This window comes from Brevundimonas sp. S1H14, from assembly GCF_047716865.1.
GTDB lineage: Bacteria > Pseudomonadota > Alphaproteobacteria > Caulobacterales > Caulobacteraceae > Brevundimonas > Brevundimonas naejangsanensis.
The window spans coordinates 2125495-2142314 of record NZ_CP136679.1; the positions used below are offsets into that span (position 1 = coordinate 2125495).

The 16820-nt window shown below is 67.6% G+C and carries 15 protein-coding genes; 12 read left to right on the top strand and 3 right to left on the bottom strand.

Annotated elements, in window-relative coordinates; genetic code table 11:
- Positions 1-199 precede the first annotated feature (199 nt).
- The 6 genes from RSD66_RS10390 (at position 200) to RSD66_RS10415 (ending at position 8344) form a co-directional block, all read left to right on the top strand.
- The gene (locus RSD66_RS10390) at positions 200-1129 is read left to right on the top strand and encodes a 2-hydroxyacid dehydrogenase (protein WP_415287630.1); all 930 of its coding nucleotides are present in this window, start codon (positions 200-202) and stop codon (positions 1127-1129) included.
- Between the two features lie 136 nt (positions 1130-1265).
- Positions 1266-2228 carry an ArsR/SmtB family transcription factor gene (locus tag RSD66_RS10395; RefSeq protein WP_415287631.1) on the top strand — a complete coding sequence of 321 codons (963 nt, stop codon included), beginning with the start codon at positions 1266-1268 and terminating at the stop codon, positions 2226-2228.
- The gene (gene metF, locus RSD66_RS10400; RefSeq protein ID WP_415287632.1) at positions 2228-3175 is read left to right on the top strand and encodes a methylenetetrahydrofolate reductase [NAD(P)H]; all 948 of its coding nucleotides are present in this window, start codon (positions 2228-2230) and stop codon (positions 3173-3175) included. The genes RSD66_RS10395 and metF overlap by 1 nt, the downstream gene beginning before the upstream one ends.
- A complete protein-coding gene (locus RSD66_RS10405; protein WP_415287633.1) occupies positions 3176-4252 on the top strand; it encodes a homocysteine S-methyltransferase family protein in 1077 nt (358 codons plus the stop codon).
- 138 nt (positions 4253-4390) lie between these two features.
- Entirely contained in the window at positions 4391-7105 is a 2715-nt protein-coding gene (gene metH, locus RSD66_RS10410; protein WP_415287635.1) for a methionine synthase, read from the top strand.
- Positions 7106-7192: 87 nt separating this feature from the next.
- Complete coding sequence (locus RSD66_RS10415) at positions 7193-8344, top strand: amidohydrolase (RefSeq protein ID WP_415287636.1); 1152 nt, start codon at positions 7193-7195, stop codon at positions 8342-8344.
- Between the two features lie 22 nt (positions 8345-8366).
- Here RSD66_RS10415 and RSD66_RS10420 read toward each other — a convergent pair whose 3' ends face one another.
- Positions 8367-8780, bottom strand: a complete 414-nt coding sequence (locus RSD66_RS10420) for a metalloregulator ArsR/SmtB family transcription factor (protein WP_415287637.1) — start codon at positions 8778-8780, stop codon at positions 8367-8369.
- A complete protein-coding gene (locus RSD66_RS10425) occupies positions 8777-9403 on the bottom strand; it encodes a peroxiredoxin (protein WP_415287638.1) in 627 nt (208 codons plus the stop codon). The genes RSD66_RS10420 and RSD66_RS10425 overlap by 4 nt, the downstream gene beginning before the upstream one ends.
- Before the next feature lie 107 nt (positions 9404-9510).
- Between RSD66_RS10425 and RSD66_RS10430 the strand changes: the two genes are divergently transcribed.
- From RSD66_RS10430 to RSD66_RS10445, 4 genes are read left to right on the top strand one after another with little or no spacing between them, the layout of a single operon-like run.
- Positions 9511-10467 (top strand): MBL fold metallo-hydrolase, encoded by a 957-nt coding sequence (locus tag RSD66_RS10430; RefSeq protein ID WP_415287640.1) that lies wholly within the window; start codon positions 9511-9513, stop codon positions 10465-10467.
- A 40-nt stretch (positions 10468-10507) separates the two neighbouring features.
- Positions 10508-10921 (top strand): TIGR01244 family sulfur transferase, encoded by a 414-nt coding sequence (locus RSD66_RS10435; RefSeq protein WP_415287642.1) that lies wholly within the window; start codon positions 10508-10510, stop codon positions 10919-10921.
- Between the two features lie 3 nt (positions 10922-10924).
- On the top strand, positions 10925-12220 hold the full coding sequence (locus RSD66_RS10440; RefSeq protein WP_415287643.1) for an FAD/NAD(P)-binding oxidoreductase: 1296 nt from the start codon (positions 10925-10927) through the stop codon (positions 12218-12220).
- On the top strand, positions 12220-13014 hold the full coding sequence (locus RSD66_RS10445) for a sulfite exporter TauE/SafE family protein (RefSeq protein ID WP_024354129.1): 795 nt from the start codon (positions 12220-12222) through the stop codon (positions 13012-13014). The genes RSD66_RS10440 and RSD66_RS10445 overlap by 1 nt, the downstream gene beginning before the upstream one ends.
- 20 nt (positions 13015-13034) lie before the next feature.
- On the opposite strand, the gene hemA is transcribed toward RSD66_RS10445, so the two are convergent.
- The gene (hemA, locus tag RSD66_RS10450) at positions 13035-14282 is read right to left on the bottom strand and encodes a 5-aminolevulinate synthase (RefSeq protein WP_415287645.1); all 1248 of its coding nucleotides are present in this window, start codon (positions 14280-14282) and stop codon (positions 13035-13037) included.
- Between the two features lie 129 nt (positions 14283-14411).
- Here hemA and RSD66_RS10455 point away from each other — a divergent pair, with 129 nt between their 5' ends.
- Together RSD66_RS10455 and RSD66_RS10460 are read left to right on the top strand one after the other, a co-directional pair.
- Positions 14412-15968 carry a PLP-dependent aminotransferase family protein gene (locus tag RSD66_RS10455; protein ID WP_415287646.1) on the top strand — a complete coding sequence of 519 codons (1557 nt, stop codon included), beginning with the start codon at positions 14412-14414 and terminating at the stop codon, positions 15966-15968.
- A 54-nt stretch (positions 15969-16022) separates the two neighbouring features.
- Complete coding sequence (locus RSD66_RS10460) at positions 16023-16817, top strand: YggS family pyridoxal phosphate-dependent enzyme (protein WP_415287648.1); 795 nt, start codon at positions 16023-16025, stop codon at positions 16815-16817.
- The last annotated feature ends 3 nt before the right edge of the window (positions 16818-16820 follow it).

Genomic DNA, 16820 nt, shown 5'->3' on the forward strand with positions numbered 1-16820 from the left:
GCGGCCCTCCGAGCAATCGGGGGGCCGTTTTTCTATGCCCTTCCCGCTCATCCCGGCGGACGCCGGGATCCAGTAAGAGCCCAAGTCACCAAGGGTCCAACATCGTTTCTGTCGCCAAAGCACTGGGTCCCGGCGTCCGCCGGGATGAGCGGTGAATGAGAAAGCTGGCGCTCCAGCGAAAGCGGGCTAGTCTGCCTCCATGACCCAGCGTCCCGCCGTCCTGATCATGCAGCGGCATCTGGCCCCGCTGAGCGCCTTCCTGGAAGGCGCCTACGATGTCTATCGCTTCTGGGAAGGGCCGCCGATCGAGGCGGCAGACGACATTCGCGCCCTGATCGTCGCGGGCGAGTTCGAGTTGGACAAGGCGCTGATCGAACGCCTGCCCAATCTGTCGCTGATCGCCTGCTTCACGGCTGGATATGACGGCATTGATGTCGAGTGGTGCCGCGCGCGCGGCCTGCCCGTCACCCATGCGCCCGGCGTGAACCACGAGGACGTGGCCGACCACGCCATCGGCCTGATCCTGGCCGCGCGTCGACAGATCGCCGAGGGCGACCGCACCATCCGCGCGGGCGAATGGAAATTGTCCACGCGCAGCATCACCACTTCGCTGGGCGGTCAGCGATTGGGGATCGTCGGCCTGGGCCATATCGGCGAAGCCGTCGCGCGCCGCGCCGAGGTCATGCGCATGGATATCCGCTGGTGGGCGCCGCGCGCCAAGGAAGCCGCGTGGCCTCGCGCCGACAGCCTGATCGAACTGGCGCGCGGCTCCGACATCCTCGTCGTCGCCTGCCGGGCGGACGAGAACAACCGGGGCCTGATCTCGGCCGAGGCGATCGAGGCGCTTGGACCGACGGGCCTGCTGGTCAACGTCGCGCGCGGACAGTTGGTCGATGAAGACTCCGTCATCGCCGCGCTGAAAGACGGCCGTCTGGGCGGCGCAGCCCTCGACGTCTTCGCCGAGGAACCGACCGAGGCCGCGCGGTGGGCGGGCGTGCCCAACACCGTCCTGACGCCTCACACCGGCGGCGCCACGACCGAAGCGGTGCAGGGGATGCTGATGCTGCTTCTACAGAATCTCTCGGCCCACTTTGCGGACGAGCCGCTGAAAACGCCTGTCGCAGACTGAAATTCGGCCCTCTCGGGGCTGTCTGCCCTCCATTCCAGACGCGCAAAGAACGATCCGTGCCTGCAATGCGCGGATAGAAGACGCACGCGACCAGATTTTGCTTGCATAAGCGTATAAGGATATCTTTATACGACCTATGACACTGACTGCTGACCAGACCGTTGAAGCCCTGCGCGCCGCCGGCGAACCGACTCGCCTGCGCGTCCTGTCACTGCTGGCTGCCGAAGAGCTGTCGGTGATGGAGTTGTCGCGCGTTCTGGACCAGAGCCAGCCGCGTGTCTCGCGCCATCTGAAGCTGATGGCCGACGCCGGTCTGATCGAGCGGTTCCCCGATGGCGCGCGCGTCTTCTACCGCCTGTCGCACGACGCCCTGTCGCGGCGCCTGGTCGACACCGTGCTGGATCTGCTGGACGACGGCGAGGGCGAGGCCGACCATCGCCGTCTGGACGAGGTGCGCAAGGAGCGCGCCATCGACGCCGCCCGCTACTTCGAGCAGATCGCGCCCCAGTGGGACCAGATGCGCAGCCTCTATGTCTGCGAAAGCGCGGTCGAGGCCGCGGTCGAGCGCGCGGCCGGGTCAGGCCCGTTCGAGCGCGTGGTCGATCTGGGCACCGGCTCGGGCCGGATGCTGACCCTGTTCGGCAAGAAGGCGAAGATGTCGGTCGGCCTCGACCTGTCGCAGAATATGCTGAACATCGCCCGCGCCAATGTCTCCAAGGCCGGGCTGGACAAGGTCGAGTTGCGCCACGGCGACATCTTCTCGACCCGCCTGCCGCACGAAAGCGCCGATCTGGTGATCGTCCACCAGGTGCTGCACTACCTCGCCGATCCGGCCGCCGCGATGGCCGAGGCCGCGCGTCTGGTCATGCCGGGCGGCAAGCTGCTGATCGTCGACTTCGCCCCCCATAAATTCGAGCACCTTCGCGAGGCGCATCAGCACCGCCGTCTGGGCTTCCCCGACGCCGAAATCCGGGAATGGCTGACCGAGGCGGGTCTCACGCCCTCGGCGCCCATCGCCCTGCCGCCCGACACGGAAGGCCTGACCGTTCACATCTGGACCGGCGAACGCGCCGCGAGCCCCGTCCGAAAGACCGCCTGATGGCCCCCTCCTCTCTCGCCGAAGCCCGCGCCCTGCTGCTGTCGCCGCTGGGTCCGGTGGCGCGCGCCGGATCGAACCGCAACGCCGTCAACGTCTCCTTCGAGTTCTTTCCGCCCAAGACCGACGCGGCCGAGGCCAATCTATGGTCGGCCATCCGGCGGCTGGAGCCTCTGAACCCGGCCTTCGTCTCCGTCACCTATGGGGCGGGCGGCTCAACGCGCGAGCGGACCCACCGCACGGTCCAGCGCATCATCAGCGAGACCACCCTGCGACCGGCCGCCCACCTGACCTGCGTCGAGGCCAGCCGCGCCGAGGTCGACGAGGTCATTGAAGGCTACAAGGTTATCGGCGTCGATCACATCGTCGCCCTGCGAGGCGACCCGCCCGGCGCGGCTGGCATCGGCGGCGCCTATACGCCCCGCGCCGACGGCTACGCCAACGCCACCGAACTGACCGCCGCCCTCAGCCGCATCGGTGGGTTCGAGGTTACGGTCGGCGCCTATCCGGAAAAGCACCCGGAAAGCCCCTCCATCGACCACGACATCGAGGTGCTGAAGGCCAAGGTGGATGCAGGCGCCACGCGCGCCGTGACCCAGTTCTTCTTCGACATCGAGGCCTTCCTGCGTTTCCGTGACCGGGTGCGGGCGGCGGGCGTGACCATACCCCTGATCCCCGGCGTCATGCCGGTATCCAACTTCGCGGGGCTGAAGCGGATGACGGCGGCGTGCGGCGCCGCCCTACCCGACTGGCTGGCGGGCCATTTCGACGGGCTGGATGATGACCCGGAGACGCGCAAGCTTCTGGCCGCCTCCATCGCCGCCGAGACCTGCGCCCGTCTTCAGGAAGAGGGCTTTTCGGACTTCCACTTCTACACCCTGAATCGGGCCGAGCTGGTCTATGCGATCTGTCGCGTTCTGGGCGTGCGCGAAACCAAGGCAGTTGCGTAGATGACTTCCCCCCTCACCCGCACTGAACGGATCGCCGCCCTGCACGCGGCGGCGAAGGAGCGCATTCTGGTGCTGGACGGCAGCTGGGGCGTGATGATCCAGCGCCGCGACCTGACGGAAGAGGATTTCCGCGGCGAGCGTTTCCGCAACCACAACCACCCGCAGAAGGGCAACAACGACCTGTTGATCCTGACGCGGCCCGACATCATCGCCGACCTGCACGATGTCTATTACGCCGCCGGGGCCGATATTTCGGAGACCAACACCTTCTCCTCGACCACCATCGCCCAGGCCGACTATGGGCTGGAGGACGCGGTCTATGACCTGAACTATGAAGGCGCCCGCATCGCGCGCGAGGTCGCCGACTGCTGGACGCAGAAAGAGCCGCACAAGCCCCGCTTCGTCGCCGGCGCCATCGGCCCGACCAACCGCACCCTGTCGCTGAGCCCCGACGTCAACGACCCCGGCTATCGCGCCGTCACCTATGACGAGGTTTATGAGGCCTATAAGCAGCAGGCCCGCGCCCTGCACCACGGCGGCGTCGACATCTTCCTGATCGAGACGGTGTTCGACACCCTGAACTGCAAGGCCGCGATCAAGGCGATCAAGGATCTGGAGGACGAGGGACTGGAGCCCCTGCCCCTGTGGATCTCGGGCACCATCACCGACCGTTCGGGCCGCACGCTGAGCGGCCAGACGGCCGAGGCCTTCTGGAACTCGATCCGCCACGCCAGACCGTTCGCCGTCGGCTTCAACTGCGCCCTGGGCGCCGAACTGATGCGGCCGCACATCGCCGAGCTGAGCCGCGTCGCCGACACCCTGGTCAGCGCCTATCCCAACGCGGGCCTGCCCAACGCCATGGGTCAGTATGACGAACAGCCGCACGAGACGGCTCACTTCCTCGAGGAATGGGCGCAGTCGGGCCTGGTCAACATCGTCGGCGGCTGCTGCGGCACCACCCCCGACCACATCCGCCACGTCGCCGAAGAGGTCGCAGGCGTGACCCCACGCGCCGTGCCGGAGCGCCCCACAGCCCTGCGGCTGTCGGGTCTGGAACCGTTTGAGCTGGTGTCGTGACGACCCACTGTTCCTTCCTTCTCCCCTCGGGGGAGAAGGTGGGCCGCGCCAGCGGCTCGGATGAGGGGGCGGCCGGATGCGCGCTCATCCTCGGCCAGTCAGCCTGCGGAACCCTACCCCTCATCCGTCATGCTTTGCATGACACCTTCTCCCCCAAGGGGAGAAGGACTGCCTGCGGTCAATAAGATGCGTCCTGTCTTCATCAATGTCGGCGAGCGGACCAACGTCACCGGCTCGGCCAAGTTCAAGAAACTGATCATAGCGGGCGACTATCCCGCGGCCCTGTCGGTCGCGCGCCAGCAGGTCGAGGCGGGCGCCCAGGTCATCGACGTCAACATGGACGAGGGCCTACTGGACGGCCCCGCCGCCATGCGCACCTTCCTGAACCTGATCGCGGCCGAGCCCGACATCGCCCGCGTGCCGATCATGATCGACAGTTCCAAATGGGAGGTGATCGAGGCGGGCCTGAAGTGCGTTCAGGGCAAGCCGATCGTCAACTCGATCTCAATGAAGGAGGGCGAAGACGCCTTCCGCCACCACGCCGTCCAGTGCCTGCGTTACGGCGCCGCCGTGGTGGTCATGGCCTTTGACGAGGTGGGTCAGGCCGACACCGCCGCGCGCAAGATCGAGATCTGCACCCGCGCCTACGACATTCTGGTCAACGAGGTCGGCTTCCCGCCCGAGGACATCATCTTCGACCCCAACATCTTCGCCGTGGCGACGGGGATCGAGGAACACGACAACTACGCCGTCGACTTCATCGAGGCGACGCGGGTCATCAAGCAGACCCTGCCCCACGCCCGCGTCTCGGGCGGGGTGTCGAACGTCTCGTTCAGCTTCCGCGGCAATGAGCCGGTGCGGCGGGCGATCCACAGCGTCTTCCTGTATCACGCCATCAACGCCGGGCTGGACATGGGCATCGTCAATGCGGGCGACCTGCCCGTCTATGACGACATCGACGCAGAACTGCGTGAAGCCGTCGAGGACGTGATCCTGAACCGGCCGCAACGGACAAACGTGTCCAATACCGAGCGGCTGGTGGACATGGCGCCCCGCTACAAGGGCGAGAAGGGCGCGGCCAAGGTCGTGGACCTGAAATGGCGCGACGCCTCGGTCGCCAAGCGCATCGAACACGCCCTCGTCCACGGCATCACCGACTACATCGTAGAAGATACCGAAGAAGCCCGTCAGGCGTCCGAACGCCCGCTGCACGTCATCGAAGGCCCGCTGATGGACGGGATGAACGTGGTTGGCGACCTGTTCGGCTCGGGGCGGATGTTCCTGCCGCAGGTGGTGAAGTCGGCGCGCGTGATGAAGCAGGCCGTCGCCCACCTTGAACCCTTCATGGAGGCCGAAAAGGCCGGTCAGGAGCGGCAGGCGGCGGGCAAGATCCTGATGGCCACGGTCAAGGGCGATGTGCATGACATCGGCAAGAACATCGTCGGCGTCGTGCTTCAATGTAACAACTACGAGGTCGTCGATCTGGGCGTCATGGTCCCGGCCGACCGCATCCTGGACGCCGCCATCGAGCACAAGGTCGACATCGTCGGCCTGTCGGGCCTGATCACGCCTTCGCTGGACGAAATGACCTTTGTCGCCGCCGAAATGGAGCGGCGCGGCTTCGACATCCCCCTGCTGATCGGGGGCGCCACGACCAGCCGCACCCATACGGCGGTGAAGATCGAGCCGAAGTACCGCAAGGGCTCGACCACCTATGTCATTGACGCCAGCCGCGCCGTCGGCGTGGTGTCGGGCCTGCTGTCCCCGACCGACAAGGCCAAGAACGAGGCGGCCACCCGCGAGGAATACGTCCGCATCCGCGAGCAATATGCCCGTGGGCAGGAGGTGAAGGCCCGCGCCGCCATCGAACAGGCGCGCGACAACCGCTGGCGGCCGGATGAGGGCCAGACGCCCGCCCCCGCGCCCTCCTTCCTCGGCGTGCGCGCCTATGAGGCGTGGGACCTGCAGGATCTGGCCGACCACATCGACTGGACGCCCTTCTTCGCCAGTTGGGAGCTGATCGGTCGCTATCCGCTGATCCTGGAGGACGAGATCGTCGGCGAGGCGGCGCAGGATCTGTTCCGCGACGCGCAGGCCATGCTGAAGCGTATCGTCGCCGAGAAATGGTACACGGCCAAGGGCGTCATCGGCTTCTGGCCCGCCAATGCGCGCGGCGACGACGTGGTGGTCTGGACCGACGAGACCCGCACCACCGAGGCCGCCCGCTTCCACACCCTGCGCCAGCAGATCAAGAAGTCGAACGGCAAGCCCAATCTGGCCCTGTCGGACTTCGTGGCCGAGGAGGGCGCCGACTATCTGGGCGCCTTCGCCGTCACCGCCGGCCATGGCGAGCTGGAGAAGGCCGCCGAGTTCAAGGCGGCGGGCGACGACTATTCCGCCATCATGGCCACCGCCCTGGCCGACCGTCTGGCCGAGGCCTTCGCCGAGCGGCTGCACAAGGAAGTGCGCACCCAGCTATGGGGCTACGCCGCCGACGAACAGACCTCGGTTCAGGATCTGATCGAGGAGAAGTATCAGGGCATCCGCCCCGCCCCCGGCTATCCGGCCCAACCCGACCACACGGAAAAGGCGACCCTGTTCCGCCTGCTGGACGCCGGGACCAACGCCGGGATGGAGTTGACGGAAAGCTTCGCCATGTCGCCCCCGGCCTCGGTCAGCGGCCTGTATTTCGGCCATCCGGGCAGCCACTATTTCGGCGTCGGCAAGATCGACCGCGATCAGGTCGAGGACTACGCGACCCGCAAGGGCTGGGACGTGCAGACGGCTGAACGCTGGCTGGCGCCGATCCTGAACTACGATCCGGCCGCCATCGGGCGAGACGCCGCCGCCTGATCCCGAGACCTGGGGCCGCCATGTCCCCGACAGCGCGGGGGTGCTAAGGGTCAGGGCGTCGTCTTTTTCGCCGGATGTCTGAGACCTATGAAGCCCCTGCCCGCCCTCGCCGCCCTCGCCTCGGACATGACCGCCTGGCGCCGGGACTTCCACGCCCACCCCGAGCTTTCGGGCGAGGAAAGCCGCACGGCGAAGATCGTCTTCGACGCCCTTAAGGACATGGGTCTGTCGCCTGAAGGCGGCATCGGCGGCGCGGGCGTGGTGGCGGTGGTTCAAGGACGCGAGCCCGGCCCGTCCATCGGCCTGCGCGCCGACATGGACGCCCTGCCCATGAACGACGACAGCGGCGCCGAGCACGCCTCGACCAAGCCCGGCGTCTCGCACGCCTGCGGCCACGACGGCCACACAGCGACCCTGCTGGGCGTCGCCCGCTACCTGACGGCCAATCCGCCTGCGCGCGGCCGAGTGGTGCTGATCTTCCAGCCCGCCGAAGAGAACGGTCTGGGCGCCAAGGCCATGATCGACGACGGCCTGTTCGACCGCTATCCGTGCGATGAAATCTACGCCTATCACAACATGCCCCTGCTGCCGTTCGGCGAGGCGGCGGTGCGTCCGGGCGCGACCCTGAACGGCTACAAGATCTGGGAGATCGACATTCAGGGCGTCGGCGGCCACGGCGCCGCTCCGCACAAGACCAGGGACCCCCTGCAGGCCGCCGTCCGCGTCGCCTCGGAAATCTCGTCCATCATCGGCCGTCACGTCGATCCGATGGAGCCGGCCCTGTTCACCGTCACCAAGCTTCAGGCGGGCGCGTCGCACAACGTCGTGCCGCACGAAGCCAGCCTGGCGGGCACCCTGCGCGCCACCTCGCCCGAGGTGATCGAAACCATGTGGAGCCAGCTTCAGGCCATCTGCGACGGCGTCGGCCGCATGACCGGCTGCACCCTCACTGTGACCGAAATCGCCGGGGTGCCCCCCTGCATCAACGCCCCGGCCCAGGCCGCCATCGCCGCAGACGCCTGCGCCTCCGTGCTGGGCGCGGACAAGGTGCTGCGCGATCTGAAGCCTTATCCCTTCACCGACGACTTCGCCTATATGCTGCAGCACGCGCCGGGGGCCTATATGTTCTTCGGCCAGGGCGGACCGATGGTCCACCAGACGGTCTATGACTTCAACGACGCCGTCCTGCCCGTCGCCTCGTCGATCTTTGCCCGCATCGTCGAGGACCGCCTGAGCTGAGACCAGGGCAGCAAGAAGCGCATCAGGCGCGCGGAGGAAGGATCCGGGCGAACCGGGCCGCGTCGCCTGCAGGCCGCGTCGGCTCCGGCGCAGGCGCCTGATGCAGTCTTTCGGCCAGGGCCGCCGGGTCCTGGCAGAAGATCTCGAACAGCATGGCCATCACCCCCTCGGTCCGCTCGTCGGCGAGGGAGTAGTAGATGGAGCGGGATTCCCGCCGGGTCTTCACCAGACCCGACTGGCGCAGTTCGGCCAGTTGCTGCGACAGGCCCGGCTGACGCAGGCCCAGCTCCTGTTCCAGCTGGCCTACCGAACGCTCCTCCTGCGCGATATGGCACAGGATCAGCAGGCGGTTGGCGTTGGCCAGTTGCCGCAAAAGTTCGGCCGCCTCGGGCGCGACGGCCTTCAACCGCTCCAGATCGACGTCGCCGCGCGTCATTTCGGCCCCGGCCGATAATACCAAGCGTCATCGCCCGCCACCACGTCGCCGAAGTCGATCGGCGCCGCCTGAAGCAGGGCCACGCCCGGAGTCCAGCCTTCGGGCGCCGAGGCCCCTTCCCGATCCGCCGCCTGCAGGGCCGTGATCAGCCGCAGCAATTCCTCGACCGAGCGGCCGACATTCATCGGATACCAGCTGATGGCGCGCACCACCCCGGTCGGGTCGATGACGAAGGTGGCGCGCACCGAGGCGCTGTCCGGCGCCGCCGGGTCGATCATCCCATAGGCCTGGGCGATGACCATTGAGGGGTCCTCGATGATCGGGAACTCCACCGTCACGTCGAAGCGGTCGCGGATGTCCTTCAGCCAGGCCAGGTGAGAATAGAGACTGTCGACCGACAGGCCCAGCAGTTCGCAGCCGATCGCCGTGAAGTCCGCCTGACGCCGGGCCAGGGCGATGAACTCGCTGGTGCAGACCGGGGTGAAGTCCGCTGGATGTGAGAAGAAGGCCAGCCAGCGCCCGCGATAGTCGCTCAGCCGACGCTGGCCGCGCGTCGTGCGGGCGGCGAAATCCGGCGCCGCCTCATTGATCCGCAGAGGCCGCAGCAAAGGCGTGTCCGTCATCGAGTCGGTTTCCATGCCATAGGGCTACGCGCCGCCGAGGCGCAGCGCACCTTGAAAACAATTACTTGCATATAATATGTAAATATCTAATTGCTTGATCCAGATCAATGCGGAGAGACGCCGTGACCGACGCCCCCATCGACCCCGCCCGTGACCATGCGAGGGAATTGATCGAAGCCGCCCTGACGAACGAGGCCCAGCGGCCCGTCGTCGAATCCTTCTTCGACCCCGCCACCTTCACCGTCAGCCATGTGGTGCGCGACCCCGGCTCGAACGCCTGCGCCATCATCGACAGCGTGCTGGATTACGATCAGGCGGCGGGCCGCACCTCAACCGCCTCGGCCGACGCCCTGATCGCCTATGTCGAGGCCGAGGACCTTGAGGTCCAGTGGCTGCTGGAGACCCACGCCCACGCCGACCACCTGTCGGCCGCGCCCTATCTGCAAGAGCGCCTCGGCGGCCGTCTGGCCATCGGCCGCGACATCATCAAGGTGCAGGACGTCTTCGGCAAAGTCTTCAACGAGGGGACCGAATTCCGCCGCGACGGCAGCCAGTTCGACCAGTTGTTCGACGACGGCGATCGTTTCGCCATCGGCGGGCTTCAGGCTACGGTCCTGCACGTGCCCGGCCACACCCCGGCCTGTCTGGCCTATGTGGTCGGCGACGCCGTCTTCCCCGGCGACACCCTGTTCATGCCCGATTACGGCACGGCGCGCTGCGACTTCCCAGGCGGCGATGCGCGGACGCTGTATCGCTCGATCCAGCGGCTGCTGTCCCTGCCCCCGGCGTCGCGCGTCTTCCTGTGCCACGACTACAAGGCTCCGCCCGCCCGCACCGAATTCGCGTGGGAAACGACCATCGGCGCCCAGCGCGAGGGCAATATCCATGTCCGCGACGGCGTCAGCGAGGATGAGTTCGTCGCCATGCGCACCGCCCGCGACGCCACCCTGTCCATGCCGCGCCTGATCCTGCCCTCGGTTCAGGTCAATATGAACGGCGGACGCATGCCCGAGCCGGAAGACAACGGCGTCCGCTACCTGAAAGTGCCCATCAACGCGCTCTAATTCCGCGCACCCCTTTTTCCTCAAGCCAGAGAACCGCCCCATGGACATCCGCACCCTGGAAGACCGCCTGCACGTCTCGCCGCAGATCCTGCCTGAGGAGGTCCCCACGGCGGCCGCCCAGGGCTACCGCGCCATCATCTCCAACCGCCCCGACGCCGAAGAGCCGGGCCAGCCGATGACCGAGGACATCCGCGCCGCCGCCGAGGCCGCGGGCCTGCCCTTCATCCACATCCCCATTCGCGGCGGAGCCATGACGCCCGACGACATCGCCCGCTTCAAAGCCGCGCTGGCCGAACTGCCCCAGCCCATCCTCGGCTACTGCCGCTCGGGCACCCGCACCACCTTCCTGTGGGCCCTGTCGCAGGCGGGCGAACGCCCGGCCGAAGAGATCGTCGCCCTTGCCGCCGCGGCCGGTTACGACGTCTCGCCGCTCGGCCCGCGTCTGGAGGGCTGAGGCATGACCCATGCCCAAGCTTCCGAGACCTGCCCCGAGACCTGCGATGTCCTGATCGTCGGCGGGGGCGCCGCCGGGATCGCCACGGCGGCCAGCCTGCTGCGCCGCCGCCCCGGCCTTGACGTGGTGATCGTCGAGCCGTCCGAGCGCCACTATTATCAGCCCGGCTGGACGCTGGTCGGCGCCGGCGTCTTCACGCCCGAGCGCACCATGCGCGAGACCTGCCGCCTGATCCCCAAGGGCGCCCGCTGGATCAAGGACAGCGTCGTCGACTTCGCGCCCGAGGCCGACCAGGTGCGCCTGTCGGACGGCCGCCGCATCGGCTATCGCGCCCTGGTCGCCGCGCCGGGCATCAAGCTGGACTGGGACGCCATCCCCGGCCTGAATGAGACGCTGGGCCGCAACGGCGTGACCTCCAACTACCGCTTCGATCTGGCGCCCTATACCTGGAAGCTGGTGCAGGAGCTTAAGGGCGGCCGCGCCCTGTTCACCCAGCCGCCCATGCCGATCAAATGCGCGGGCGCGCCCCAGAAGGCCCTGTATCTTTCGGCCGACCACTGGCAACGCACCGGCGCCCTTCAGAACGTGGACATCGAATTCCACAACGCCGGGGCCGTGCTGTTCGGGGTCAAGGACTATGTCCCCGCCCTGATGAAATACATCGAGCGTTACGGCGTCGACCTGCGTTTCAACTCGCGCCTGACCGCCATCGACGGCGAGGCTCGCAAGGCCACCTTCGCCGTCACCGACGCCGACGGCGCCGTCAGCGAAGTCATCCGCGACTTCGACATGATCCACGTCTGCCCGCCGCAGACCGCGCCCGACTTCATCCGCAACAGCCCCCTGGCCGCCGACAGCGGCTGGATCGACGTCGATCAGTCGACGCTGCACCACAACCGCCTCGACAACGTCTTCGGTCTGGGCGACGCCTGCTCGGCGCCCAACGCCAAGACCGCCGCCGCCGCCCGCAAACAGGCGCCGGTCGTGGCCGAGAACGTCATCTCCATGCTGGACGGCAAGGCGCTGAAGGCGGTCTACGACGGCTATGGCTCCTGCCCCCTGACGGTCGAGCGCGGCAAGATCGTGCTGGCCGAGTTCGGCTATGGCGGCAAGCTGCTGCCCAGCTTCCCGTCATGGATGCTGGACGGGCGCCAGCCGACGCGCCGCGCCTGGCACCTGAAGGCGCAGGCCCTGCCGGAAATCTACTGGGTCGGGATGCTGAAGGGCCGCGAGTGGCTTTGCGCTCCCGACTGTGTCGAGCCGGGCGTCGCCCCGCGCGCACAAAAGAACGCCGCGTGATGGGCGAGCCGCTCAGCCTGCTGCAATACGGACTGGGCGCCGGGGCGGGGTCGCTGGTCGGCTTCACCCTGGGCCTGGTGGGCGGGGGCGGCTCGATCCTGGCCGTGCCGCTGATCGTCTATCTGGTGGGGGTGAAAGACCCCCATTTGGCCATCGGCACCAGCGCCTTCGCGGTAGCCGCCAACGCCTTCGCCAATCTGCTTAACCACGCCCGCCACGGATCGGTGAAATGGAAGATCGCCCTGCTGTTCGCGGCGGCGGGCGTGGTCGGGGCGGCGCTGGGTTCCAGCCTGGGTAAGGCGGTGGACGGGCAGAAGCTGCTGGCCCTGTTCGCAGTGCTGATGCTGGTCGTCGGCGCCCTGATGCTGCGCGGCCGCTCGGCGGCGGGCGACCCGCATGTGACCCTGACCGCGCGCAATGCGCCCAAGCTGGTCGGCACGGGGACGGCGACGGGGATGCTGTCGGGCTTCTTCGGCATCGGCGGCGGTTTCCTGATCGTGCCCAGCCTGATGGGTTCGACCGGCATGCCCATCTATTACGCCGTCGGCTCGTCGCTGGTCGGCGTCACCGCCTTCGGCCTGACCACCGCCTTCAACTATGCGCTGGCGGGATGGGTGAACTGGGCGCTGGCGGCGGTCTTCATCGGCGGGGGCGTTCTGGGCGGGTTGGCAGGCGCGCGGCTGGCCAAGACCATGTCCAGCCGCAAAGGCCTGCTGAACACCGTCTTCGCAGGCCTGATCTTCGTCGTGGCCCTCTACATGCTGTATCAGAGCGCGCAGGTCTTGATGGCGTAGACCACGGCGAGAGCCCTTCGTCAGGCAGGCTCCAACTGACGCATCCCCATCGCAGAGCAGCGTCGCCACTCGGCGTTGTCGCGCCAGATTTCGGCCAGCGCCTCCAGCAGCTGTTCTTCGTCCTCGTCGGCATGAAGAGGCGTGGGTGTGACCCTGAGGCGCTCGGTCCCGCGCGCAACCGTCGGATAGTTGATCGGCTGGATATAGACGCCGAAATCCTCCATCAGCCGGTCGGTCACGCGCCTAGCCGTCGCCGCATCACCGATCATCACCGGCAAGATGTGGCTGGGGCTGGGCATGACCGGCAGGCCGATCCTGACCATGCTTTCGCAGATGGACCTGGCCCGCGCGGCCAGGGCGCGCCGGGGTCCGCCGTCGGCCTTCAGGTGTTTCAGCGCAGCGCGCACCCCGGCCACGACCGACGGCGGCAGGGCGGTGCTGAAGATGAAGCCCGGCGCATGGCTGCGGACAAAATCGACCGCATCCGCATCGCCCGCCAAATAGCCGCCCATCGCGCCGAATCCCTTGCTGAGCGTGCCCTGGATCATGCTGATCCGGTGCGACTGGCCGTCGCGCTCGGCCACGCCCGCGCCCCGCTCGCCGTACAGGCCCACGGCGTGGACCTCGTCCAGATAGGTGAAGGCGCCGTGGCGTTCGGCGACATCGCAGATCGCCGCGATCGGGGCGAAGTCGCCATCCATCGAATAGCAGCTCTCGAAACAGACCAGCTTGGGCCGGTAGCGGCAGACGCTGTCCATTTGGCGCTCCAGATCGCGCCAGTCGTTGTGCGCGAACACCCGCCGCTCCGCCCCCGAACGCCGCATCCCCTCGATCATGGAGGCGTGGTTGAGGGCGTCGGAGAAGATCACCGCGCCGGGCAGGCGCTTGCCCAGCGTCGACAGGGCCGCATCGTTGGCCGCATATCCGGAGGTGAACAGCAGGGCCGCATCCTTGCCGTGCAGGTCCGCCAACTCGCGCTCCAGCTGGACATGCTCATGGCTGGTGCCGGAAATGTTTCGGGTTCCGCCCGCCCCCGCGCCGTATTTGTCGATCGCCTGACGCGCGGCCGCCAGCACTTCGGGGTGGACGCCCATCGACAGATAGTCGTTGGAGCACCAGACGACGATCACGCGGTCCCTGCGATGGTCCCAGGCATAGGGGCCGCCGGTCGACAGCCGCTCCAGATCAGCGAACACCCGATACCGCCCTTCGTCGCGCAGGGCGTCCAGGTCGCTGCGAAAAAAGGTCGCGAAGTCAAAAGCACTCATGATCGTCCGTCCGTCAGCCTTCCATGAAGGGTCGGACAGGAGGCGACATTGCCATCGCGCCGACGGCGTGAGACCTAGCCCCCCATTGGCCCGATCAATCCGGCCACTTTTGATGGATGTAGCAGACCAATGTTCAAGCGCGCCCAGCTGGATTCGGTGCAGACCTTCATGGATCACCCGGCCCAGGCCGGTCTGCCCCTGCACACCCGGATCCAGCGCGCGGTGCGCCAGCTGATCATCGACCGTTCGCTGACGGCGGGGCGCCCCCTGCCCTCCTCACGCACCCTGGCGCGGTCGCTGGGCGTCTCGCGCGACACGGTCGAGACCGCCTATGCCCAGTTGCACGCCGAAGGCTTCATCGAGCGGCGGGTCGGCAGCGGCAGCTTCGTCTGTGAACTGACGGAACTGGGCCTGAAACGCGGCGTCCTGCGACCCTCGGCCCGCCGCACCCCCGCGGGCGCGTCTCAGGCGCGCCTCAGCCGACGCGGCGCGGCGATGGCTCAGGCGGGCAGCGCGCGCGATCCCTTCACACCCCTGGCCTTCTCGCCCGGCGTGCCCGAGACCCGCCTCTTCCCCTTCGCCCAGTGGGAGCGGCTGCACCGGCAGGTGCTGCGCGAAGAAGGCGCCAAGGCCCTGGCCCACGGCGACCCGCAGGGCGACCCGCGCCTTCGTCAGGCCATCGCCGACTATGTGAACCTTGAGCGCGGCGCGCGCGCGACGCCTGACCGGGTTCTGGTGCTGACCAGCACCCAGCAGGCCCTGACCCTGTGCGCCCAGGTGCTGATGGACCCCGGCGACGGCGTCTTCATCGAGGACCCCGCCTATTCAGGCGCCAGCAGGGCCTTTGAAGCGGCGGGCCTGAAACGCCTGCCCATCCCCGTCGATCATCAGGGCCTGCGCACCGACGACATTCTGGCGGCGCCGACTTCGGCGCGCGCCGCCTTCGTCACGCCCTCGCACCAGTTCCCGACCGGCCGCACCCTGTCGCTGGAGCGCCGCCTGGCCCTGATCCAATGGGCGGCGCAGGCCGACGCCTGGATCATCGAGGACGATTACGACAGCGAGTTTCACTATACCGGCCGCCCCACGGCCTGCGTGCAGGGGCTCGATCCGCACGACCGCACCCTCTACCTCGGCACCTTCACCAAATCCCTCTTCCCCGGCCTGAGGCTGGCCTATCTGGTGCTTCCCCAGACGCTGGTGGAGCCGATGGTCACGGCGCGCAGCCTGATGGACGGCCACACCGCCTCCATCGCCCAACTCACCCTCGCCCGCTTCATCGAGGACGGGCGGTTCGGCGCCTATGTCCGCACCATGCGCGGCGTCTATGCGGAACGGCTGGAGGCTCTCGACGCCGCCATCAAGGCCAGCCTTGGCCATGTAGTGATGCTGGACCGGCCCGCAGGCGGGCTTCAGGCGCCGTGCTTCCTGATCAACGGCCATGCCGAGGCCGAGACCCTGGTTCAGGCCCGGCGCGCAGGCGTTCACCTGACCGGCCTGTCCAGCCTTCACGCCGATGGTCAGGGCCGCCCCGGTTGGCTGATGGGTTTCGCCGCCTCCACGCCCAAAGAGATTCAAGCCGCCGTCGGTCGGCTGGTCAGCCTCTTCCCGCGTGATCGGCGCTTACAAAGCGGTCTGCTTCACGGATCGAATGTGGAGGGCCTGACCCGCCAATCGGGCCTATAGTTTGCGGATGCGGCTCACCTCTCCGGCGCGCCGCCGTTCCCTTGTATCGGGAGGATGCATCCCTTGCCCCAGGCCTCAGTCGCCTCCGCCTTATCGCCCGCCGACCTACAACGTTTCGGACCCAATCCGCGTGAGAGCTTCGCCGCCAATCTGGCGCTGGTTCATCGCCGCATCGCAGTCGCCTGCGAACAGGCGGGCCGCCCGTTCGACAGCGTCCGCCTGCTGCCTGTCACCAAGACGGTGCCAGCCGATATTCTGCGCCTGGCGTGGAGCGCCGGCGTCACCGATTTCGCCGAAAACAAGCTGCAGGAAGCCCGCGACAAGGCCGAAAATCTCGCTGACCTGGCGATACGCTGGCACATCGTCGGCCACCTGCAATCGAACAAGGTGAAATACCTCACCCGATTGGCCGACGAGTTCCACGCCCTCGACAGTCTGAAACTGGCCGACATCCTGAACCGCCGTCTTGAGGCCGACGACCGGGACATGAACGTCTATGTCCAGGTCAACACCTCGGGCGAGCAGAGCAAGTTCGGCCTGCACCCCGACGACGCAATGGACTTCATCGAACGGCTGGAAGCCTTTCCGCGCCTGAAGCCGCAGGGCCTGATGACGCTGGCCGTCTTCAGCGACGATCCGGATCGGGTGCGCCCATGCTTCACCCTGCTGCGCCGTCTGCGCGATCAGGCGCAGCGGCTTCATCCCCGGATGACCGGCCTGTCGATGGGCATGTCCGGCGACTACGAACTGGCGGTCCGCGAGGGCGCCACCGTGGTCCGCGTCGGCCAGGCCATTTTCGGCCCCCGTCCTACCCCCAACGCCCATTACTGGCCAGGCCTGGCCGAGTGACAC